The 23,605-nt window shown below is 37.5% G+C and carries 23 protein-coding genes; 12 read left to right on the forward strand and 11 right to left on the reverse strand.

Annotated elements, in window-relative coordinates; translation table 11 throughout:
* The first annotated feature begins 630 nt into the window (after positions 1-630).
* Entirely contained in the window at positions 631-2,436 is a 1,806-nt protein-coding gene (typA, locus tag JL102_RS09635) for a translational GTPase TypA (protein ID WP_202244191.1), read from the forward strand.
* Between the two features lie 82 nt (positions 2,437-2,518).
* Here the strand turns inward: typA and bioB are convergent, their stop codons facing one another.
* The gene (gene bioB, locus JL102_RS09640; RefSeq protein WP_202244192.1) at positions 2,519-3,514 is read right to left on the reverse strand and encodes a biotin synthase BioB; all 996 of its coding nucleotides are present in this window, start codon (positions 3,512-3,514) and stop codon (positions 2,519-2,521) included.
* Positions 3,515-3,594: 80 nt separating this feature from the next.
* A complete protein-coding gene (gene sppA, locus JL102_RS09645; RefSeq protein WP_202244193.1) occupies positions 3,595-5,346 on the reverse strand; it encodes a signal peptide peptidase SppA in 1,752 nt (583 codons plus the stop codon).
* Between the two features lie 184 nt (positions 5,347-5,530).
* On the opposite strand from sppA, the gene folK reads away from it, so the two are divergent.
* The gene (gene folK / locus JL102_RS09650; RefSeq protein WP_317191628.1) at positions 5,531-6,016 is read left to right on the forward strand and encodes a 2-amino-4-hydroxy-6-hydroxymethyldihydropteridine diphosphokinase; all 486 of its coding nucleotides are present in this window, start codon (positions 5,531-5,533) and stop codon (positions 6,014-6,016) included.
* Here folK and fabD read toward each other — a convergent pair.
* The 3 genes from fabD to JL102_RS24005 form a co-directional block, all read right to left on the reverse strand.
* A complete protein-coding gene (gene fabD / locus JL102_RS09655; protein WP_202244194.1) occupies positions 6,013-6,888 on the reverse strand; it encodes an ACP S-malonyltransferase in 876 nt (291 codons plus the stop codon). The genes folK and fabD overlap by 4 nt on opposite strands.
* 77 nt (positions 6,889-6,965) lie before the next feature.
* Positions 6,966-7,403, reverse strand: coding sequence for a thiol-disulfide oxidoreductase DCC family protein (locus JL102_RS09660; protein ID WP_202244195.1), 438 nt, complete (start codon positions 7,401-7,403; stop codon positions 6,966-6,968).
* Positions 7,382-10,180, reverse strand: a complete 2,799-nt coding sequence (locus tag JL102_RS24005) for a T9SS type B sorting domain-containing protein (RefSeq protein ID WP_202244196.1) — start codon at positions 10,178-10,180, stop codon at positions 7,382-7,384. Before JL102_RS24005 ends, JL102_RS09660 begins: the two co-directional genes overlap by 22 nt.
* 220 nt (positions 10,181-10,400) lie before the next feature.
* On the opposite strand from JL102_RS24005, the gene JL102_RS09670 reads away from it, so the two are divergent.
* Genes JL102_RS09670 through JL102_RS09685 form a run of 4 tightly spaced genes read left to right on the forward strand, consistent with a single transcriptional unit; the run spans position 10,401 to position 14,096 of the window.
* On the forward strand, positions 10,401-10,643 hold the full coding sequence (locus tag JL102_RS09670) for a hypothetical protein (protein WP_202244197.1): 243 nt from the start codon (positions 10,401-10,403) through the stop codon (positions 10,641-10,643).
* 3 nt (positions 10,644-10,646) lie between these two features.
* A complete protein-coding gene (locus JL102_RS09675; RefSeq protein ID WP_202244198.1) occupies positions 10,647-11,327 on the forward strand; it encodes a hypothetical protein in 681 nt (226 codons plus the stop codon).
* Positions 11,328-11,377: 50 nt separating this feature from the next.
* Positions 11,378-13,063, forward strand: coding sequence for a 1-acyl-sn-glycerol-3-phosphate acyltransferase (locus JL102_RS09680; RefSeq protein ID WP_202244199.1), 1,686 nt, complete (start codon positions 11,378-11,380; stop codon positions 13,061-13,063).
* On the forward strand, positions 13,041-14,096 hold the full coding sequence (locus tag JL102_RS09685; protein ID WP_202244200.1) for an NAD(P)H-dependent glycerol-3-phosphate dehydrogenase: 1,056 nt from the start codon (positions 13,041-13,043) through the stop codon (positions 14,094-14,096). The genes JL102_RS09680 and JL102_RS09685 overlap by 23 nt, the downstream gene beginning before the upstream one ends.
* Here JL102_RS09685 and JL102_RS09690 read toward each other — a convergent pair.
* The 6 genes from JL102_RS09690 to rsmA form a co-directional block, all read right to left on the reverse strand.
* Positions 14,093-14,494, reverse strand: a complete 402-nt coding sequence (locus JL102_RS09690; RefSeq protein ID WP_202244201.1) for an HIT family protein — start codon at positions 14,492-14,494, stop codon at positions 14,093-14,095. The two genes, JL102_RS09685 and JL102_RS09690, sit on opposite strands and share 4 nt — an antisense overlap.
* On the reverse strand, positions 14,494-14,967 hold the full coding sequence (gene greA, locus JL102_RS09695) for a transcription elongation factor GreA (RefSeq protein WP_202244202.1): 474 nt from the start codon (positions 14,965-14,967) through the stop codon (positions 14,494-14,496). The genes JL102_RS09690 and greA overlap by 1 nt, the downstream gene beginning before the upstream one ends.
* Before the next feature lie 135 nt (positions 14,968-15,102).
* Positions 15,103-15,825 (reverse strand): pentapeptide repeat-containing protein, encoded by a 723-nt coding sequence (locus tag JL102_RS09700; protein WP_237390544.1) that lies wholly within the window; start codon positions 15,823-15,825, stop codon positions 15,103-15,105.
* Positions 15,826-16,059: 234 nt separating this feature from the next.
* Entirely contained in the window at positions 16,060-16,998 is a 939-nt protein-coding gene (locus JL102_RS09705; RefSeq protein ID WP_202244204.1) for an NAD(P)-dependent oxidoreductase, read from the reverse strand.
* Positions 16,995-18,341: a magnesium transporter gene (gene mgtE, locus JL102_RS09710; protein WP_202244205.1), complete on the reverse strand. Its 1,347-nt coding sequence runs from the start codon at positions 18,339-18,341 to the stop codon at positions 16,995-16,997. Before mgtE ends, JL102_RS09705 begins: the two co-directional genes overlap by 4 nt.
* Positions 18,331-19,116 (reverse strand): 16S rRNA (adenine(1518)-N(6)/adenine(1519)-N(6))-dimethyltransferase RsmA, encoded by a 786-nt coding sequence (gene rsmA / locus JL102_RS09715; RefSeq protein WP_202244206.1) that lies wholly within the window; start codon positions 19,114-19,116, stop codon positions 18,331-18,333. Before rsmA ends, mgtE begins: the two co-directional genes overlap by 11 nt.
* Before the next feature lie 100 nt (positions 19,117-19,216).
* On the opposite strand from rsmA, the gene pdxA reads away from it, so the two are divergent.
* The 6 genes from pdxA (at position 19,217) to JL102_RS09745 (ending at position 23,568) form a co-directional block, all read left to right on the forward strand.
* Positions 19,217-20,269, forward strand: a complete 1,053-nt coding sequence (pdxA, locus tag JL102_RS09720) for a 4-hydroxythreonine-4-phosphate dehydrogenase PdxA (RefSeq protein WP_202244207.1) — start codon at positions 19,217-19,219, stop codon at positions 20,267-20,269.
* Positions 20,270-20,369: 100 nt separating this feature from the next.
* Positions 20,370-20,756 carry a TerB family tellurite resistance protein gene (locus JL102_RS09725; RefSeq protein ID WP_202244208.1) on the forward strand — a complete coding sequence of 129 codons (387 nt, stop codon included), beginning with the start codon at positions 20,370-20,372 and terminating at the stop codon, positions 20,754-20,756.
* A gap of 99 nt (positions 20,757-20,855) precedes the next feature.
* Positions 20,856-21,383 (forward strand): YceD family protein, encoded by a 528-nt coding sequence (locus tag JL102_RS09730; RefSeq protein ID WP_202244209.1) that lies wholly within the window; start codon positions 20,856-20,858, stop codon positions 21,381-21,383.
* Positions 21,384-21,410: 27 nt separating this feature from the next.
* A complete protein-coding gene (gene rpmF, locus JL102_RS09735; protein ID WP_202244210.1) occupies positions 21,411-21,602 on the forward strand; it encodes a 50S ribosomal protein L32 in 192 nt (63 codons plus the stop codon).
* Positions 21,603-21,613: 11 nt separating this feature from the next.
* Positions 21,614-22,555 (forward strand): phosphate acyltransferase PlsX, encoded by a 942-nt coding sequence (gene plsX / locus JL102_RS09740; protein WP_202244211.1) that lies wholly within the window; start codon positions 21,614-21,616, stop codon positions 22,553-22,555.
* Positions 22,556-22,569: 14 nt separating this feature from the next.
* Positions 22,570-23,568, forward strand: a complete 999-nt coding sequence (locus JL102_RS09745; protein WP_202244212.1) for a beta-ketoacyl-ACP synthase III — start codon at positions 22,570-22,572, stop codon at positions 23,566-23,568.
* The last annotated feature ends 37 nt before the right edge of the window (positions 23,569-23,605 follow it).

The raw sequence follows: 23,605 nt of genomic DNA on the forward strand, positions 1-23,605 counted from the left end.
AAAAAACTTAAGAATAGAAGAGAGACACATCCCACGAAACGGATGCACGGCTCCCCAAACCTTTATATTCAATTCAAAAACGACAAACCAAATAATAAACATCTCTCATTATAAACATGATCTTTAGCTTCTCATTGATTTTCACCATTGATAAGCAAATAAATGTAAAGATCATACTGAGCCGATTTATAGAAGATCTAAGCTGGCTTAGTGAAAAACGCGAGCATATCTTTAACAAAACCTAACATGCCCTGAATATTGTGTTCAGGGCTTTTCTTTGTCTTGCACAATAAAGACGCAACAATTAATTATCACATAATAATAACCCAAATCATCAGATCAAAAATTTTTAAATTTTCATTGCAATATAAGGTTACCTTTAAAAAACTAAGAGTATATACTTAATTATACATACTTATCTTGCTAAGGTACACTCCAAATTTGTGACAAAAAAAAGTTTTTCTATAACCGACGAAACAATCTCGAAACTTTCTTGTCACATCCCAAATGGTTATTTTGTAGAAAAATCAAGAAACTTATTTACAGAAATAAACGTATCGCCTGTAAAATTAAATTTCAATAACATTTGTTTGCTTTTAAATTATTAGCTTTGCAGCTCAATTTCAGTCTATGCAAAATATTAGAAACGTAGCTATTATAGCTCACGTTGACCACGGTAAAACTACTTTGGTCGACAAAATTATCCATGCCTCAAAAATATTAAGAGATAACGAAGAGTCTGACGACCTTATTCTTGATAATGAGGACTTAGAGAAAGAAAGAGGTATCACTATTGTGTCTAAGAACGTTTCTGTTCGATATAATGATGTAAAAATCAACATTATTGACACTCCAGGTCACGCCGATTTTGGAGGTGAAGTAGAAAGGGTTTTAAAAATGGCCGATGGTGTAATACTCTTGGTAGATGCTTTTGAAGGCCCTATGCCACAAACACGATTCGTATTGGGCAAGGCTCTTTCACTAGGCCTTAAGCCAATAGTAGTTGTAAATAAAGTGGATAAAGAAAACTGTCGTCCTGATGAGGTTCATGAGCAGGTATTTGACCTGATGTTTAACCTGGACGCTACAGAAGAGCAGCTAGATTTCCCTACTTTGTACGGTTCATCTAAACAAGGATGGATGAATAATGACTGGAACCAGCCTACTGATAACATTATACCGCTTTTAGATGCTATAGTGGAATTTATACCACCAGCACCACAAAACGAAGGTATACTACAAATGCAGGTTACTTCACTAGACTTTTCATCTTATGTGGGTAGAATAGCCATTGGTCGTATTAACCAAGGCACAGTAAAAGAAGGTGACACTGTAGGCTTAACTAAAGCCGATGGAAGCGTAAAAAGACAAAAAGTTAGAGAGGTTCATATTTTTGAAGGTCTTGGCAAGAAACGTGTGCCAGACGCATCTTCAGGTGAAATATGTGCTTTGGTAGGTATAGAAGGTTTTGAATTGGGAGACACAGTAACCAGCCTTGAAAACCCTCAACCTCTTCCTCGTATAGCTATAGATGAACCTACTATGAGTATGTTATTCACTATTAACAACTCTCCATTCTTTGGTAAGGAAGGTAAATTTGTAACTTCAAGACACCTTCGTGATCGTTTATACAAGGAAACTGAAAAAAACCTAGCTTTAAGAATAGAAGATACCAGCTCAGAAGACAGATTTAATGTATTCGGAAGAGGTATTCTTCACTTATCTGTATTAATTGAAACCATGAGAAGAGAAGGCTACGAATTACAAGTAGGACAGCCTCAGGTTTTAATTAAAGAAATAGATGGTGTAAAACACGAGCCTATAGAGCACTTAGTAGTAGATGTACCACAGGAGACTTCAGGTAAAGTGATAGAACTAGTTAGCGCTAAAAAAGGCGAACTGAAAATCATGGAACCTAAAGGTGATTTACAACATCTTGAGTTCGATATCCCTGCAAGAGGAATCATTGGCCTAAGAAACAACGTATTGACAGCTACTGCTGGAGAGGCCATCATGACTCACAGATTTAAAGAATATGCGCCTTATAAGGGTGAAATTCCTGGAAGGATCAATGGATCTCTAATATCTATGGAGTCAGGCCCTTCTACAGCTTACTCTATTGATAAGCTACAAGACAGAGGCGTTTTCTTTGTAGATCCAGGAGAAGAGCTTTACATGGGACAAGTAATCGGTGAGCACTCAAGAGACAATGACTTGGTTGTAAACATACAGAAAGGTAAAAAGCTTACTAACATGAGAGCTTCCGGATCTGACAGCAATGCTAAAATTGCACCTGCTAAAAAATTCTCTTTAGAAGAAGCTTTAGAATACATTCAAAAGGATGAATATCTTGAAGTTACTCCGAAATCAATGAGAATGAGGAAGATATTCCTAAACGAGAGTGATAGAAAGAAAATGAGTAATAAAGAAGGTTAATTTCTTCTTTCTCCATAAGCATAAAAAAAAAGCCCGAGTTTCGGGCTTTTTTTTTATGTCTATCATTTTATGAATCAATAACTCAGCTTGGTATCTGCTCAAACTTCACAGAAGCTTCTCCTTTATGAGCCTTCCTAGGTTTTAAGTTTAAAACTTGAAACATCTCATCATCTACCACTACATCATTATTAGGAGTGGTTAATAACTTATCACCAGCAAATATAGAGTTAGCCCCTGCCATAAAGCACAAAGCCTGCTCTTCCATATTCATTTTAACCCTTCCTGCAGAGAGTCTAACCATAGCCTTAGGCATGATAATTCTAGCTGTGGCAATCATCCTTATCATCTCCCATACAGACACTCTTGGTTGTTCTGCTAATGGTGTTCCTTCCACTGGCACCAATGCATTAACAGGCACTGATTCAGGATGCTCTTCTAGAGTAGACAAAGTAAGTAGCATTCCAATTCTGTCTTTATCTCCCTCACCCATTCCGATAATTCCTCCTGAGCATACCGATATTTTGGCCTTTCTCACATTATCTATAGTTTCTAGCCTATCGTCATAACTACGAGTAGAGATTATCTCTTCGTAATGCTCCTCACTAGTATCAAGATTATGATTATAGGCATAAAGACCCGCATCTTTTAACTTCATAGCCTGATCTTCAGTAAGCATGCCTAATGTGCAGCACACTTCCATATCCATGGCATTTACGCCCTTCACCATGTCTAAAACTCTGTCAAAGTCTTTATTATCTCTCACTTCTCTCCAGGCAGCTCCCATGCAAAACCTTGTACTACCTGCCTCTTTAGCCTCTTTGGCTTTTTGCAAAACCTCTTCTGTAGGTAGTAGTTTATGCACTTTCACATCAGTATGATAGCGTGCAGCCTGCGGACAATATGCACAGTCCTCTGGGCACCCTCCTGTTTTCACGGAAAGCAAAGTACATACCTGAACTTCACCAGTATCATGATATTCTCTATGCACCGTGGCCGCACGATAAATCAAATTCAATAATGGTGAATGATATATTTCACTAATTTCTTCTCTAGTCCAATCGTTACGTATTTCAGTCATTTGGTAGTAGTTTAAGACTCAAAGTAAGCACATAAGAATTAAAAGCCCTTTAGCTTTATTCAATAATTTTGATCAGAATATTAATTTAGATTCAATTCATATGGTAATCTAGCCTGAACACCCTTCAAGTTCTCAGTTTTTTTAAGCATTTCAAAATATGGATACAACTCTCCCAATTCTGCTTTTATAGCCTCTGCTTTGGTATCGCCCTCCAGTTCTTTAAAGAACTCTTCAAAAATAGACCGTTGCTTAGGGTAATATCTAACTTTATAATCATCTTGCACTCCAGCTGCATTAGCAGCTATCTTCACAGCATCATCAAAATCACCTAAAATATCTACCAATCCATTGTTTTTAGCCTGCTCTCCTGTCCATACTCGTCCAGAGGCCACTGATTTAATATTATCTACAGTCATACCCCTTCCTTGAGCCGCTTTAGTTACAAAAGTCTCATATCCATTGTTAATGTCCTCTTGTACAATAGCCTTTTCTTCTTCAGTCAAAGGCCTTGTTACAGTAAGCATACCTGAAAATTTTCCAGTATTAACTTCCTCATTGGTTACCCCTAATTTATCATTAAGGAAATCTTTAAAATTAAAGATAACACCAAAAATACCAATGGAACCAGTTATAGTGTTGGGCTGAGCCACAATGGTATCACAAGCCATACTCATATAATAACCTCCTGATGCAGCCACATCAGACATAGAAGCAATCACAGGCTTTACTTCACTGGTCAATTTAATTTCTCTCCACATAATATCAGAAGCTACAAAACTGCCTCCTGGAGAATTTATCCTTAGCACTATCGCTTTTATACCATCATCCTTTCTAGCTTTTCTTATTTCTTTAACAAATGAATCGGAACCTATAGTATTCATATCACCTTCTCCAGAAGTTATTTCACCTGAAGCAACAATCACAGCCACTTCATTATCTGAGCTTTTAAAGCTTCCTACATTCTTTTTATACTTTTCATATTTTACTAATGAAAGGTCTTTATCCTCATCTTTTCCCACTTTTTTCTTTAAAAATGAAATCACTCCATCATAATAAGTGAGACTGTCTAGCAAACCATACTTTACGGCATCTTCTGGTTGTCTTGCCAACATTTCCTCAGACATTTGCTTCACATCTGCTTCTGACAAGCCTCTACTTTTAGCTACATTAGCTATAGAGTGATTATTTATGCTATTAAGCATAGAAGTAAGCTGAAGTCTATTTTCCTCACTCATATCAGTACGCATGAGAGGCTCCACCGCACTTTTAAACTGGCCCACTCTAAATATTTGAGGTTCAATATTTAACTTATCAAATAAGCCTTTCAAAAAAGTAACATTGGCAGATAATCCATTAAACTCCAAATCTCCTTCCGGGTGCATATATATTTCATCAGCCACTGAAGCAAGATAATAAGCCCCCTCTGTATAATACTCTCCATAAGCAACCACAAACTTTCCTGAGGATTTAAAATCCTCCAATGCCATCCTTATTTCTTCTACAGTGGCCTTTCCCGCCATGAGTCTAGGAGATTCCAACAATATACCTTCAATATTTTCATTGCTCTTAGCATGAGCTATGACCTCCTTCAGCTGTACTAATCCTATTGAACTAGGCGAGCTGGCAACAATCCCTACTTCCCCAAAAGGGTTTTCAAATTCCACCTCTGAGATAGGGCGATCCAAATTAAGATGAAGTATGCTTTTGGAGGAGACCTTGACGGTCTCTTCTGCCGACATAACCGCTATAACGCCAACAAAAACCAGCACTCCCAGCACACTGAAGATTACCAGCGCTAAAAATGAGGCCAGAAAATTTCTTAAGAATTTCATTAATATCTAAAATTTAAAAGTTAAGTAGTAGCAGCTTACACCACCGGTTTCATATCAAATATAAACTATTAGTAAAAAGAGCCATTCTCTCCTCAGGGGAGCGGTCATTCTACATTATAATCTAACAAAAATAGCAACTAAACAATACATAAATAATGGCAGATTTCTATTTTTGAGCATATTTATGATGGAAGGAATATATTTACTCTTAGGCTCTAATTTAGGTGATAAAAAAAACATGTTAGATCAGGCTAGAAACCTGATATCTCATGAAATAGGCACTATTATTAATTCATCAGCTCTTTATGAGACCGCTGCTTGGGGCAAGGAAAATCAACCCTCTTTTTACAATCAAGTATTAAAAGTACAGTCTGAGCTATCTGCAGAAAGCATTTTAGGTAAAATCCAGAAAATTGAAAGTGATTTAGGTAGGGTAAGATTAGAAAAATGGGGCAGCAGAGTTATTGATATAGATATTCTTTATTACCACCAAGAAGTGATTGAAAATGAAAATCTCATTATTCCCCACCCCGGAATACCTGAAAGAAAATTCACCTTAGAGCCATTAACAGAAATAGCTCCAGATTACATTCACCCAATTTTAAAGGCCAGTAATCAGGAGCTACTTTATAAGTGTATTGATTCGCTGCAAGTAAAACGAATTGATTAGCTAACTCCGCTCACCTCTACACCTGAAGCGATTTTTTTCACTAGCCCTTGCAATACTTTTCCTGGGCCACATTCCACAAATTCTGTAGCACCATCTGCCACCATTTGTTGAACAGACTGCGTCCATTTCACTGGAGCCGTAAGCTGAGCTATTAAATTAGTTTTGATTACTTCTATATCAGACGCTGGTTGAGCATTTACATTCTGATATACCGGACATATAGGAGTAGAAAATGTTGTTTCCTTTATGGCAGTCTCTAATTCTACTTGCGCTGACTCCATCAAAGGTGAGTGGAAAGCTCCTCCTACGGCAAGCGGCAATGCTCTTTTAGCGCCTGCTTCTTTAAGCTTAACACAAGCCTCAGCTACAGCCTCATTAGAACCAGATATTACCAGCTGCCCTGGGCAATTATAATTAGCAGCTACTACTATCCCGTCAATAGCAGCACAAACTTCTTCCACAGCGGCATCTTCCAGGCCTAGCACTGCTGCCATAGTAGAAGGATTTTTCTCACATGCCTTCTGCATAGCCTGCGCTCGCTGAGAAACCAGCTTAAGGCCATCTTCGAAAGTAAGGGTTTTATTGGCCACCAACGCAGAGAATTCACCTAAAGAGTGACCTGCCACCATATCTGGAGCAAAATTTTCTGCCTGAGATGCTAACACCACAGAGTGAATAAAAACCGCAGGTTGTGTAACGTTAGTTTGCTTCAGGTCATCAGCTGATCCTGCAAACATTATATCTGTGATTTTAAACCCAAGAATATCATTAGCGGCTTCAAACATACCTTTCGCCTGCTCATTGTTATCATACAGCTCTTTACCCATTCCTGTAAACTGAGCTCCCTGTCCTGGGAATACAAATGCCTTCATATTATAATTAATGGTTGTGTTTAAAATAGATTTTAGACCTTAACAGTCAATAATTAGAGGGCAAAAATAGTAGATTTTTAATAAGCATCTAAAAAACGTTGCTTTAACTCTGGCGTAGGTATCCTGCATTGATCCTTTCTCCCAAACCATTTATAGCGATATCTGGCTATAATATCATAAAAAAGGTTTCTCATAAATGAAGGGAATATATAAAAAACAGAAAGCCACTTAAGCCCTCCTCCCAGCTTAGTGAGTATCTTCAGTGCTGCATCACTCTTTACCAGCAGCTCTCCATTACTTTGCAATAAAGCTACCGAGCTAAGCCTAGAGGGGTCGAAGTCATAATTTTGGAGTATATTTTTAGACTGCTCTGACTGTAATGACGCAAATACAAACTGTTTTTGAGTATCTCTATCTATAATATAGTTGACAAAGCCATTGCATAAATTGCACACCCCATCAAAGAATATAATTTCCTTCTCTTTTGGCAATATCACCTCATTATGTGTATCCATCCTTTAAACTGTTGTTTCGCATTAGATGGGTCTACCACATCGAAGGTTACATCAGCCTGATAATAATACACTCCTGATGATAAATTAGCTCCCGTTTCATCTCTACCATCCCAGTTAATATAAATGCCATTTTCTGATCCCGATTTTCCTTTATAGTGGTATACCTTTTTACCCCATCTGTTAAATACAGTAAAGTCTACTGACTCAACAAATCTGGCACATTTAGTAGGATCTAAAACCTCTCCACATTGACTAATGATCTGCCCATTTTCATCTTGCATATTACCTTCCTGCCCATAGGCGCTAAATAAGTCATTACAATTGTCATTGTTAGGGGTAAGCAGATTAGGCAACTCGTAATGCGGGCAGTTATCAATACAAAACGATTCACTAAACTCACTCATATTTCCTGATCGATCTACCGCCCTAACCTTATAACACCCTTTATAAGAATCTAGGCCTCTATGAGTGAATGAAGCCGTTTCAACATTTGCTATAATTTCAAATTCAGCCTCTGTACTCTCTGCATAATACACCTCATAATAGGCTACATCACCACTCTCGCAGCTTCCTTCAAAACCAACATCCCAGGTTAATACATTTTCAAAATCAGTAAAACCACAAGAGTTGCTATTACAATCAGGTTGAGAAATGGTAACCGAAGGCTTACATGGAGGAACCGTATCACTAGGCTGAGCACAAACTATCTGAGAGTAGTTCAACAAAGGTGAATATATATCGGGATTACCATATGTACCCTTGGTCATGATACGATAACAATATATCCGATCATCTCTAAGCTCCGTATTATCATATTGACCAGAATCAATATACACATACCCAAATTGTGTCACATCCACTTCATCAATCAACACTAAATCATCTTCCTTAGCTCCTTCCTCTCCTCTATATATTAAATGCTTGCTATCTTCCGGAGGATTTACAATACTATTAGACCACGGCACTACAGCCTCCCATTCCAATCTAATTTTTTTAAGCTGAGGCACAGGAGTCAATCTTACACTAGAAGCCTTGGTAGCTGTACCGGCTGAGGGAATTTCATCGTCTCCATCGAGTAGCACTACTTCATAATTATAGGAAAGATCTGTTGTATTAAGAAGACTATCCTTATAAGTAGACAATATAGGGTCTGTACTGTCCACTTTAAATTTATCAACCAACATCACTCGGTTAGCACTTCCTGTTTGACCTTCAGACCTATAAATTCTATAGAACAAAGGAGCTGTTAATGTTCCTAAATCAAACGGCTCACGCCATTCAAGAGTAATCCTTCCATCTGCTTGGTCTGTAACATCTACACTTACCCTGGTAATTACTGGTTCGGTGGCTAATGTTGGTTCAGAACAAATTTCATTAGAAACTATACTCTCTCCACCATAAGGACTTGGAAAAGTAGCTACTAATCTATAACAATATTTTGCCCCTGGAGACAGGTCGCTGTCTCTATAACTTACGGAGTTTGCATCAACTTCAGTTAAAAGCTGATAGCCGGCCTCTTCTCGTATACCTGTTTCACAATCATCAGGCTCATAAGGATTACTATCCACCCTTCTCCATACCTGTATCTGGTCTGCATTCTTACAAGTGTATGCATCCCAATCTAAAACAATACTTTGATTTTCTTGATTAGCAGCTACAAGCACCGGAGCTGGTCCTACGACCGTAATGTTCCAGGTAGCAAAACTCACCAAAGAAGGTCCATTAGGAGGATTGTCTGATATTTTGAAAGTTACCTTATATGGGGTTAGGCTTATATCTTCACATGAAGTTTGCCATTTAAAATCTGCCGTTAGAGGAGAATTTCTAAAAACTGAATCAGGCTCCAATGTGGCCCCTTTAGAAAAAACAAGAGAAGCCGCTTCAATCTTGACCTGATCACCATCAGGATCAGTGCCTATAATGGCTTCTTCTACTGACTCCCCTGCCTCTACACATATATCTTCAGGAATAATAAGCTCAGGTCTCTCATTCTCACAATCTTCTACTATAATTTGCATATCACGAGTTACAAAACCCATTTGAACCCACTCTCCTGCTATAAACCTCCATTCTCTTACCACAAAAGCAATATTATACTCTCCTATCGCTCCCGGAGAATCCCAAGTCAACTCTCCTGTTAAAGGATCTATCTCGAAATCCGGAGGACCATCCATATCTTCATTAGCATTTGAATAGCTATTATAAAACTGGCGATCATTAGGATGCTCGTAGCCATTTACATTGGTTCCTAAACTCATTTTAGGAGTTACCAATTCATAGGACAAACTATCTCCATCAGGATCATACGCTCCCGGATTATGATAAAAAGCTACTCCAGGACAGGCCCTATCGATAGGCGGAATAAGTAAAACAGGAGAATTATTACAACCCACAAATGGATCTATAAAAATCTCTGTTTCTACATAAAAGGTGGTATTTACTGAGTTGTTAATATTAAGAACGCCTTCATTTCTATTGGCTTCTACATAGCCTATCTTAAATCGGCCGGCTGAAGAATAAGTATGAACAGTAGTAAAGCTGGCTGTACCTACATCCTTTCCTAAATCTCCTCTAGAAGTATTATCTATCTGAGGAAGAGGCAGAGGTTCAGTGCCATCACCAAAATCTAGCAGTCCTTCTCCAAACCTCACATCTGAACCAGTATCAGTATAAACTATGATGGTAATCTCATATTTATTAGCATCACAGGATATCCTTCTTACTATTATTTCTCCGGCCCTCAAATGGGTAGCCTGCACTTCATTAGTAAATGACACAAAAAATGACAGGACCGAAAAAGCCGTAAATCTGATTATATTCTTAATGTAGCTATTCACAAAAACGATGAAATGATTCTGGTTATATTGAACATTAAATTTAAGGAATAAGTTACATAAATTTCAGAATTTAATTTGGGTATACTTAATTTTAAAAATAAATCATAAAGGTCTTATAAACCATTATTACCTATACTTGTAACAGTAAAAGAAGAAACAAATGAGAGTAGTAGGAGAAATACCCCATAAAGATTGTAAAATCACCTTATTCCATTGGAATGGAAAATATATCATAAAGATAGAGCAAGGGAGCATGGAGCAGTCTTTTAAAATCAATGAACTAGATATAACGGGAGAAAATGACCTAAAAGAAATTGTAAGTGAGGAATTTATTCAAGAAGTACTAAAAAACTTCCGAAGCATGTTTCAGGTATTTTCTAAAGCTATCAGTAAAGTTCTGTAAGTTATGCATATAGGTGATGAGTCAGTAATTGCATTTTGCTATCTACGCAAGGCAAAGGACATGAAAAATGCTTGCTTTTTATCTAAAAACCACCTTTTTGTTAAGGAAAAAGGCATTTTAAGTCCATTCTCCCTAGAAAGCATTCAAGAAATATCCTTTGGTCACAGACTGATATTACTTCCACTGGTTATAGGAGGAATATTAACACCTTTAAGTCTTCATGCCCTATTCCACCATTACTTTAACGTATGGTTACTATTTTCTTTAGCGTTCATAGGTGTACTCCTTATATATTATGGGGTTCAAGGAACAAAAGTATTAACCATACACACCTCCATCAAAAATTATGACTTCTTCATACCTTCACCCACCGTTCATCTGAAAAGTTTTTCTTCGTACGTAAGAACATTTATAAGAAATAAAGAAGCGCTTGACTTCTATTATTTTGTATACCCAAAACATCAGTGGGTAAATGCTCAAAAAAATGGGGAATTTATACCAGATGAGCCTATAAGGTTGTATTTTAACTATCAAATGAAACAACTACAAATTAGGCCAGATGAAGTGATACTTTCCTTTCCTAATGGCAGTGCTCAAGTATCATTTCTATCTAGTTCTAACAATGAGGAGCTCGAACCTGTTATTCATCACAAGATTCCTTTGGAATATATAAAAGAGGTATAGTCTCTTATTTTGTAGTTTCCTGTATATTTGAGGTTCACAAAAACTTTCTAATGAAGCCTAAAGGCAAGTCTAAAAATAAATCCTACAAACCCATTCTTCCAGGCACCAAGCACTGGCCTGTAGTACAGTTAAATAAAAGAAGAAAAGAGTTTATAGAGCGTACGGTAGAAGAAACGCTGAAAAGAGTTACTGAAGAAAACCCTGGCACTCAGGAGCTACGTGAAGAGCTAGAAACCACCCTGCACAGAGAAAAGCTGAGAATAAAGCAAAACCCGTGGAGAGTAGATCCTCCTGACGAATATAAATTTTGGGAAAATGTGAAAAATGACCTGCTTGAACTTGCAGGAAAACCAGAATCCAGAACTGAAGAGGAGGAGATCTTAAGACGAATCATCCGACGTTATGCTCAGGAAATAGCTGGTAACTTCAAAAAAAGCAGGTATAAACTGGCCCGTGAAATCATAAAATTTGGTTTCGCCCGCTTACTCAATGCCACTCGGGTAAAGAGATTTGGTGCATTTTTCAGGAATCAATATACCCTCAGAGACAAAATACAGATCACTGGAAAAGCTAAGCAATTAAGAAAGCTGGCTAAAATAGGCACTGTGGTGATGGTTCCTACTCACTTCAGTAACCTTGATTCTGTACTTATAGGATGGGTAATACATGTATTAGGCTTACCTGCATTTATTTATGGCGCAGGACTAAATCTATTTAATATTAAAATTTTCGCCTACTTTATGAATAGCCTGGGTGCTTATAAAGTAGATAGAAGAAAAAAGAATTTCATATATCTGGAGACATTGAAAATGTATTCCAACCTTGCTTTGCAAGAAGGAGCTCATAGCCTTTTCTTTCCGGGAGGCACACGTTCCAGATCAGGGCAAATAGAAAGTCACCTTAAACTTGGACTTCTCAGCACAGCCATGGAAGCTCAACGAAATACTTTCATGAAGCACCCAGACAACAGCGGCAAAAAAATATTTATTGTTCCTGTTACTATCAATTACAACTTTGTACTTGAAGCGCCCGCTCTCATACATGAGCACTTAAAGCGACTGGGAGGTGGAAAATATTATCTGGAAAATGATGAATATTCCACTTCTTACAAAATGCTTAAGTTTATGCTCAAGTTTTTCACCAAGGGATCCGATATTTCAGTATCTATTGGTAAAGGCATGGACCTTTTGGGTAATTATGTAGACAATCAGGGCCGCAGTATCGATCAGCATGGCAGGTTTATAGACACTCGAGATTATTTCACACATCAAGGTGAGATTAATATTGACCCGCAAAGAGAAGATGAGTACACCCGCCGCTTAAGCAAAATCATTGTTAAGGAATTTCATCGTATTAACAGGGTTTTTGCCAGCCATTTAGTTGCTTTCACTGCATTTGAAATATGGAAGAAAAAGTACCATAAGCTAGACCTGTATGATGTACTCAGACTGCCAGAAGAGGATCTCATCATAGAATACAACGAGTTTAAAGAGTGCTTTGGTAGATTAAGAGAGGAAGTCTATAAACTCAAGAAAAAGAAAATGGTTAATATTGCTCCCCATTTAAAAAATGACATTGACGAAGTAATAAAGTTAGGCATCAGCAACGTGGGTATGTATCACACAAAAAGACCTCTTCTTTTTAACAAAAAAGGTGATATCATCACGCATGATATGAAGACTTTATATTATTATCATAACCGAACTGATGGCTATGGCCTCGAAGAATATATCTAAAAAACCTGTAGGGGTAATAGGAGCTGGTAGCTTTGGGTCTGCAATAGCTAACATTCTTGCAGAAAAGAGCGAAGTGCTTTTATACGCCAGGGATAGCGAGACCATAAGAAAAATTGCCGAGCAAAAGGAGAACAGGGGACAAAAGCTTCATACCAACATAACCGCTACCGGAGATTTAAGCTATCTGGCCAGCGCTTGTGATGTTATATTTCCTATTGTTCCATCATCAGCCTTTCGCTCTATGATGCAGCAGCTTTCACCCTACCTTCATCCATATCATATTCTTATTCACGGAACCAAAGGTCTTGACATATCTCTCCCAAAAGGAGAAACCTTAGATTCTACCAAAGAGCTTACTCGTGAAAACATTAAAACTATGAGCGAAGTAATCATGGATGAAAGTGTAGTAATCAGAGTTGGCTGCCTTGCAGGGCCTAACCTAGCTAAAGAAATGGCAAAGGCACAACCTGCAGCCACGGTAGTGGCCAGCCATTATTGGGAAGTTATTAAAGAAGGCGAAAGGCTACTTAGAAACGATCGCTTTCAGGTATATGGAAATAACGATCTTATAGGCATAGAACTCGCTGGTGTGCTTAAAAACATTATTGCTATAGCTTCTGGCGCACTCAGTGGACTAGGACTTGGAGAAAATGCCAAAGGACTACTTATCAGTCGAGGAATGGTAGAAATGATCCATCTAGGCAAAATTATGGGCGGTGATGTCCACGCTTTCCTCGGATTAGCTGGTATTGGTGACTTAGTGGCCACTTGTAACAGTACATTAAGTAGAAACTATACGGTAGGATACAGACTTGCTCAAGGAGAATCTCTAGATGAGATTATCTCTACTATGGAAGAGGTTGCTGAGGGAGTAAATACGGTTAGAATTGCAAAAAAGATGGTTGAATCTGCAAAAAAAAGAGCCCCTATTACGGAGGCCCTTTATGATGTTCTTTTTGGAGATCTAACCGTTGAAAAAGCACTCTCGATGCTCATGAGGTATCCTTACAACGTAGATATCGACTTTATCTAATTAGCCTCGATAGTTTCCTTAATTTTCTCGGCCATCTGAGCAAGCTCTTCCTGAGAAGGGCTAAGCTTAGGTTTAGCAAAGTTAATATCTCCTACTGCATTTAACGGAACCAGGTGAATGTGTGTATGAGGAACCTCTACACCTATCACAGCCACTCCTATTCTGAGACATGGCACAACCTTCTCTATTCCCTTTGCCACTTTTTTAGCAAAGATGTTTAGACCTGAAAGCGTTTCATCATCTAGGTCAAAAATATAATCCACCTCTTTTTTCGGCACCACAAGACAGTGACCATGCACTAGTGGGCTGATATCTAAAAAAGAAATAAAATCATCATCCTCAGCCACTATATGACCAGGGATTTCTCTATTAATTATTTTGGTAAATATAGAAGACATCAGATTCCAATTTCTACAATTTCAAATTCAATTTCACCGCCAGGAGTTTGAATCTTGGCTGTATCTCCCTCCTTCTTCCCAAGTAACCCTTTACCGATCGGAGATTGCACTGATATTTTGCTGGCTTTAAGATCCGCCTCTTCTTCTGACACCAATGAATACGTAAACACAGCTCCGTTTTTACTATTCTTTATTTTCACTTTAGAAAGAATAGAAACCTTTGAAGTATCAATGCTGCTTTCATCAATTACCCTGGCATTTCCTACCACCTCTTCCAACTGCGCTATCTTAGCCTCCAAATGCCCTTGAGCATCTTTAGCTGCATCATATTCCGCATTCTCACTTAAATCACCTTTATCTCTTGCTTCAGCAATTTGTTTAGCTATATCAGACCTGCCTTTGGTCTTGAGTTCATTAAGCTCGGTTTTTAACTTATCTAAACCTTCTTTAGTATAGTATGCAACCTGTCCCATATTTTTTCAATTTTATAATCTATATAAAAAACAAATAACGGCCTCTGAAATGAAACCGTTTGATTTAATTTAGTCGTATTTTCTGTAGTACAAAGTTAATATTTCCTAATTGATGTTCAAAATGTAAGCCTAAAACTACTTGCCTACCAATTCTGGCATATTCGTTCTTATTTGGCTCAAAATCTCATCATCAAACTGCGCTAGGTACAACGTCTTAGCCTGAGTGAGCTGGTCTATCGTCAGCCCCTTAGCTCCTCTTAGATCTGCCTTATATAGGCTCGCATTTTCGAAGTTTGCACCTGTAAGATAGCAATTTCTAAGGTTAGCTTCCATCAAAAAGGCATTTTTAAAATTCGTTTTTATTAGAAAGGCATTTTCTAGCTGGGCCTTAATCAAATAAGCATCTTTAAAGTTAGCTCCGCTGGCGTAGGCACCTTTTAGAGAAGCCTGATTCAGGTTAGAGTTTTCCATATTGGTTTGATTCAATCTGGTATTTTCCAAATTAGTCTCTATTAAGAACGCATTTGAAATATCTGCCGAATTAAGGTTAGAGCCTGATAGATTAACATAGTTAAGATTAGTACGAGCCAAATGACAATTCACGAGATTAATCTCATGAATATTATGTCTGTTAAGTCGTTTTATATTACCCACAGTTCTAAAAGCAGCCTCTTCTGATTCCCATAAACGGAAATCGTCTATTTCATCTCTATATGTCCTTATTCTCTGCCTAATTTCTCCATTTTTATTAAGCCAGAAAATCAACATACCTATCACAGCTATATCGAAAAGCATGCCGTGCGCCTCCGCCAATACTTGCCCGAAAAAGTCATGAAACTCAGACAAGTAATAAGACATACTTAACCCCAGAACAATTATTGTCAAGACCACTAGCACAATTGCAGATGTGAGCAATGGCTTTTCAACAATTGAATTTACATATTCTAAAAATTTTTTATTACGATTTTTAAGCAACATTGGGCGCTTTATACCAAAAAATTAAAACTAACTATAAACTATCCGTAGAGGGCTATATTAGCAAAAAATAAGTTATATTCAATAACAATTTTGAATTACAAAATGTAATATCTCTTATTTTCTTTTACTTAAAAAGCCTCTTATCTTACCTACCAACACTTCATTTATCCTTTCATACGATTCAAACGACCATCCTGCAATATGCGGTGTAAGTAATGTTTTATCTGAATTAACTAAATAGTCAAATGATTTTTTCTGCTTTTCGCTCAAAGTTTTAAGTTTTTCATTCTCAAGCACATCCAGTCCTGCACCTATAATTTTGCCCTCCTCTATGTGCTTACATACTCCATCTAAAGATACAACCTCACCTCGTGAAGTATTCAATAGGTAAAAATTTTTTCTAAACTTACTTATGTAATTATAATCTACCAATGATTTTGTTTCCGAGGTTAAAGGCACGTGTATACTAAACACATCTGCTTCTTTATAAACCTCTTCCATGGAAACTTCTTCCACTACATCATCAGAGAAGTCATTTTTATACTTATCATAAGCAATAACACGAGTACCCATTCCTTTTACTTTTTTAGCAAAAGATCCTCCCATGTGGCCGTAACCCAAGAGAGCTACCGTTCTCCCTTCCACCTCATATCCACGATTTCCTTCTCTATCCCAGGTATATTCTCTCACTTCCTTGTCAGAACGCGCTATATTGTTCATCAAAGAAAGCAACAGACCTAGTGTATGTTCTCCTAATGCATTTCTATTTCCTTCAGGCGCATTAAATATTTTAATATTTCGTTTTTCTATAGCCTCTTCATCCAGGTTATCGATGCCTGCTCCGGCTCTAGCAATAAACAAAAGTTTTGAGGCTTTACTAACTACTTCCTCATCTATACGCGTTTTGCTCCGAATAATAAGACCTTCATAATCTGATATGATCTCTAAAATATCCTCTCTCGTAATGGTGGGTCGATAATCTGGTTGCACGCCAATATCCAGCAGCAACTGCTGAAGACTATCATGCATATAATCTGCAATAAGACAATTCATAATAAAAGATGTACAGTATAAAAATAAATGGCTAAGCCCATAAGGTCATTAGTAGTAGTTATAAATGGCCCCGAAGCCAATGCCGGATTAAACCCAAACTTATGTAAAATAAGCGGGGTAATAGTACCTATTAAAGAAGCTATCAGTACCACACAAAATAAAGCTGTAGAAACCACTAAGGCCAAATTAACAGCACCGCCTGTAAGCAAGTTGCCTCCATAAACTAGCGTAGCCAGTACTGCTCCATTTAAAGCGGCTATTACAAACACTTTAAAAAGCCTCTTCTGCATACTATCATTAAAAGCAGAAGGATTAGCCAAACTTTGCAGTACTATAGATGAAGATTGTATACCTACGTTACCCCCAGTAGCCTGAATAAGGGGTATAAAAAAAGCAATAGCTGTTATTCTGGTAAGTTCCTCCTCAAAAACGCCTATGAGCCTGGCACTTATAAAGCCTCCCATGACCCCTACTATAAGCCAGGGCAATCGGGCTCTGGTAAGCATCCAAATACTATCCGCCTCCTCTACATCTTCAGAAATACCAGACATCATCTGTCTTTCTTCATCTGCCAGCTCGGTAATTACATCCACCACATCATCAATGGTAATTCTTCCTAATAACTTACCTTGCATATTAACTACTGGTACAGCTTCCAAATCATATTTACGCATCACTTGTGCCACTTCTTCTTCTGACATGTAAGTCTCCACAGAAGTAACACCTGGGTCATAAATATCCGCTATATGCATATTATCTTCAGCCAGAATAATTTTCTTTAGAGATACGCGGCCTAGCAGTTTATCATTATCATCTACCACATATACAGAATAAAGTTTCTGTACATTTTCAGCCTGCCGACGTATTTCTTCAATACACCGCACTACACTCCAGTTTAAATTAGCCTTGATCAACTCTTTAGCCATAAGACCACCAGCTACATCTTCATCATACCTTAGTAGATCAAGTATGTTAGCCTCTTTCTCCTGATTATCTATGCAGGCAATAACCTCCTCTCGCTCCTTAATTGGCAGCTCATTTAAGATGTCAACGGCATCGTCAGAGTCAAGATGATTAACGATCTCAGTAATTTCTGTGGGTTCAAAAACCCTTAGAAAACGGCTTCTGATATCCTCATCAAGATCATTGATAATATCAGCTCTCACTTCTGATGGAAGTAAATCTATAACGTATTTGGAATCTTCAGTTTCAAACTCATGCAACAGAGCCGAAATATCCGCAGGCTTTTCTCCTTCCAAAGATGCTATAATAAAAGCTTCATCACGCTCATCCACAGCCTGTGAAAAGCGCTCGCGAAAATCATTTGTTAATTCAAACTTCATTAATTCTTCCAATAGCAACGGTATTAGTCAATTCCTCAAACTCTTTCACAGAAAGCTCTTCAGCGCGCTTGTTTAGTACAGGAAGCTGCTTTACTTCATCTGTCAAATTTAACGGTTTTAGTGCGTTGCGCAAGGTTTTCCTTCTGTTTTGGAAACCCTGCTTCACCACTCTTTTAAAAAGGTCTTCATCACAATCTAACGCTTGCCTATCATTCCTCACTAACCTTATCACACCAGACTGCACCTTTGGCGGCGGATCAAAAACCTCTCTTCCTACAGTAAACAAATATTCTATATCATAATATGCCTGTAATAAGACACTTAATATACCATAGTTTTTATTGCCTGGAGGAGACGCCAGTCGCTCTGCTACTTCCTTCTGCAGCATGCCCACCACTTCCACAACCTTTTCTTTATCATCCAATATCTTAAAGAAGATTTGCGAAGAAATGTTATAAGGAAAGTTTCCGATCACTATATACTCTTCTCCCAAGCGCTCTCGGAGATCTAGCTTAAGAAAATCTCCGTATATAATATTTTCTTTTATTTCACTATAATGCTTTTCTAAATAATTAATAGACTCTCTATCAAGATCAATAAGTATTATGTCATCAGCATAGTCTTCCATTAAAAATTGAGTTAAAACGCCCGTTCCTGGCCCAATTTCCAATATTTTCATTCCTTTTTTATGCTGCTTTACAGCCTTCACTATATCACGAGCGATGTCATTATCCTTAAGAAAATGCTGACCTAGATGTTTTTTAGGTTTAACCATGTTTTTTCAATGAAAAGAAAAAAATTTAAATTGCATACACCTTTAACACAAGAATTCCGCCTTCTGTCTTCAGGTGGCGGCTAAAGATATAGAAAAAATAATGAGCAATCATTCAAAACATCAGGATAAACCAAGAATCGGAATTACTATAGGAGACATCAATGGAATAGGTCCAGAAGTAATCATTAAATCACTCAGAGATAACCGTTTACTTAATTATCTCACCCCTGTTATTTATGGGTCATCAAAGGTGCTTTCATTTTATAAAAAAACCTTAAAATATGAGGATTTCAATTTTACTCAGATCAAAGATGATGGCAAATTCCAGAACCGAAAAATTAATGTGGTGAATTGCTGGAATGAAATGATTGAAATCAATACAGGTGAAGTAACAGAAGGTGGAGGCAAATCATCTTTTCTAGCATTGGAAAAAGCTACCCAACACCTAAAGCAAGGTCTTATAGATGCCATAGTTACCGCTCCTATAAATAAAAACAATATACAAAACGATCAATTTAAGTTTGCAGGGCATACAGAGTACTTCACTCAAAAATTTGGAGCTAAAGAAAGTCTAATGTTTATGGCCACTGATAACCTTAAAATAGGAGTTGTTACTGGCCACCTACCTCTTAAAGATGTAAGCAAAAAACTTACAAAAGAGCTCATTACACAGAAGCTGAATATAATGGAATCTTCTCTAAGAAATGATTTTGGTATTCAAAAACCAAAAATAGCACTTCTTGGCCTAAACCCTCACGCTGGTGAAAATGGCCTTTTAGGAAAGGAGGACGACCATGTAATTAAGCCAGTAATTAATCAATTTAAAAGTGCTGGCAAGTTAGTATTTGGCCCTTACCCTGCTGATGGCTTTTTTGGTAAAAACGATTACACAAAATTTGATGCCGTTTTGGCCATGTATCATGATCAGGGCCTGATACCTTTTAAAACCCTGGCATTTGAAAACGGCGTTAATTTCACGGCCGGCTTACCTGTTATAAGAACCTCTCCTGACCATGGTACTGCCTATGACATCGCAGGCAAAAACATAGCTAGTGAATCATCTATGCTTCAAGCTATTTATATGGCCAAAGATATTTATGACAATCATAATAAAGACAAAGAGTATTCAGACCCAAGCTCAGCCGATGGTTGAAGTATTAGTGCACTTATAACTATTTAAGAAGCACTTATGTTAATTGATATAAAAAGATTAATTTTAGGCCCAACCTAAATTATTTATATATAAATACAGAATGGACATCATTACCAGGAAACAACTAAGTATATTAATACAACTGGCAGAAGTTGACAAAAACTTCGATTCTGAAGAAAAAGAATTAATATATAAAATTGCCAAACTAAAAAATTTTCCTGAAGATAGCGTGGAAGAGCTTATGCTTAACCCCGAACCAATAGGCTCCTATGGTGCTCTTTCTGATAATCAAAAATTCGAATACCTCTATAGCTGCATCGAGCTTATGATTATAGATAAGAAGATATTTGACAGTGAAATCATCTTCTGCATAGACATAGCCATCAAATTAGGGTTTAAAAAAGATGTCGTTCAATTTTTAAAAGAAGAGTTCGATAATTATTCAAAAGAAGAAATAAGACCTATTATTTTTGAGCGATATACCTGACCTTTTGTAACCTTAGCACCCCTTCTCCGTTAGAAAAACTTTTTAGTTCTTTTTCTAATCAGAAATATCTTCTACATTTGCATCCTTAAATTGGTAAGAATGGCTAGAAGCGAGCTAGATAATTTCAACATAGATGTTTTTAAGCTTAAAAGTGGCGATCATGATTATCAGTTTCAAATTGGTAATAAGTTCTTCGATGCTTTTCCTGAAAGCTTAATAGACAAAGGAAACGGCGAAGTGAAGGTTACTCTTGAAAAAACAGAGACTTTCATTAAACTAAATACTCATATTGAAGTAACGGTAGAATTATCATGTGATCGAAGTCTTGATTTATTTGATCATCCTATTAATACCGATAATGAGATAATATTAAAGTTTGGCGATGAGGAAGAAGAGATTAGTGAGGAAATCATGATCATCCCTCGAGACAGACAAAGAATAAATTTGGCGCAGTTTATATATGAGTTCATAATGATCTCAATTCCTATGAAAAAACTGCACCCCAGGTATAATGAAGATGAAGAATCTGATGAAATCATATATACATCAGAAACGATGCCTGATACCGACGAAGATCAAAATGAAGACATTGATCCTAGATGGCAGAAATTAAAAAAATTGAAGTAAGAATATAGTAATTAAATAAATTTAGAAATGGCTCATCCTAAAAGAAAGACGTCAAAAACGAGAAGAGACAAGAGAAGGACTCATTATAAAGCCGAAGCTAAGCACCTTGCAGTATGTCCTACTACAGGTGAATTCCATCTGCCTCATCGTGCTTTTTGGCACGAAGGAAAGCTTTACTACAAAGGTAAAGTGGTAATGGAGAAAGAAGTTCTGGCTTAATCGCATTGCTTGTGAAGATTGCATTAGATGCAATGGGTGGCGACTTTGCTCCTGACTGTACTGTATTAGGAGCAAAGTTAGCCTCACAAGAGATTTCGGATGATATTAAGATCGTATTAATAGGCAAAGAAGATTTATTAAAAGCTAAGCTTAAAGAATACGATGTTACTAGCCCCAGCATAGAAATATTTCATGCTGATGAGGTGATAGAAATGGGTGAGCACCCTACAAAGGCACTCTCTCAAAAACCTACTGCCAGCATTCCTGTAGGTTATGGATTGCTCAAATCAGGCGCAGTAAATGCCTTTTGTAGTGCAGGTAACACAGGTGCCATGCACGTAGGTGCTATGTTTACAATAAAAGCTATAGAAGGGATTATCAGACCCGGTATAGCAGGATTTGTACCTAAAGAATCAGGTGGTTTTGGCGTAATTATGGACGTAGGAGCCAATGCCGATTGCAAGCCTGATGTATTATATCAATTTGGTGAAATAGGCTCTCTATACGCCAAGCACGTGCTGGAAATCGATGATCCTAAAGTTGGACTTATGAACTTAGGAGAAGAAGAGCAAAAAGGAACCCTCCTTACCCAGGCAGCATACCAACTGTTTAAACTCAGCAAAAAATTTAATTTTATAGGAAATATTGAAGGTAGAGACCTTTTCAATGAAAAAGCGGATGTAATAGTCTGTGATGGCTTTACAGGTAATGTAATATTGAAAATGGCTGAAACCTTTTATGACCTGCTTGAGAAAAGAAATATCAAAAATGAGTTTTTTGACAGTTTTAACTATGAAGCCATAGGCGGTAGTCCTATCTTAGGTATTAACGGAAACGTAGTGATAGGACATGGAGTATCTAGTGCAGAAGCAATAAAAAACATGACTCTACTAGCCATAAAAATGGCAGAGACCAACATTCATTTGAAAATTAAGGACCACTTAGGAGATTAAATATATTTGAAATTATGGCTAACATTAAAGCCGCTATTACGGGAGTTCATGGTTACGTACCCGATTACATTCTAACTAACCAGGAACTTGAGACAATGGTTGATACTAGTGATGAATGGATTACCACCCGTACTGGTATAAAAGAAAGAAGAATCCTTAAAGGAGAAGGCAAAGGAACCTCAGTAATGGGTACTGCCGCGGTAAAAGGACTTCTTGAAAAAACAGGCACAAACCCAGAAGACGTAGATCTTATTATTTGTGCTACAGTTACACCAGACATGGTGTTTCCTGCCACTGCCAATATTATTTCTGCTGAAGTAGGAGCTGTAAATGCTTTTAGTTACGATATTAGCGCTGCTTGTTCTGGTTTTATATATGCACTTACTACCGCCTCCAAGTTTATTGAAAGCGGAGTTTACAAAAAAGTAGTAGTTGTAGGTGGAGACAAAATGTCTTCTATCATAGATTATAAAGACCGTACTACTTGTATCATCTTTGGTGATGGAGCAGGGGCAGCATTGCTGGAGCCAAATGAAGAAGGCAATGGCATTATAGATTCTATCCACAAAACTGACGGCTCAGGAGCTGAATTTTTAAACATGAAAGCTGGAGGAAGCCGCTACCCCGCTACTATAGAGACCATCAATGCTGATGAACACTATGTTAGACAAGATGGTGCCACTGTATTTAAATTTGCAGTGACCAATATGGCGGATTATGCAGCCAAAATAATGGAAAGGAATAACCTTACTTCTGAAAGTGTAGACTGGCTAGTGGCTCACCAGGCTAACAAGCGTATTATAGATGCTACGGCTAACCGAATGGGCGTTACTGAAGATAAAGTAATGATGAACATTCAAAAGTATGGTAACACTACCGGCGGTACTATTCCTTTATTGCTATGGGACTATGAGTCTCAACTCAAAAAAGGTGATAATCTAGTACTGGCTGCTTTTGGAGGTGGATTTACCTGGGGCTCTATCTATTTAAAGTGGGCTTACGACCCCAAATAGTTTAGATATTAATTTTTATTAATTAATTTGACTTAAA

The sequence above is a fragment of the Fulvivirga sediminis genome, from assembly GCF_016757215.1.
Taxonomy (GTDB): domain Bacteria; phylum Bacteroidota; class Bacteroidia; order Cytophagales; family Cyclobacteriaceae; genus Fulvivirga; species Fulvivirga sediminis.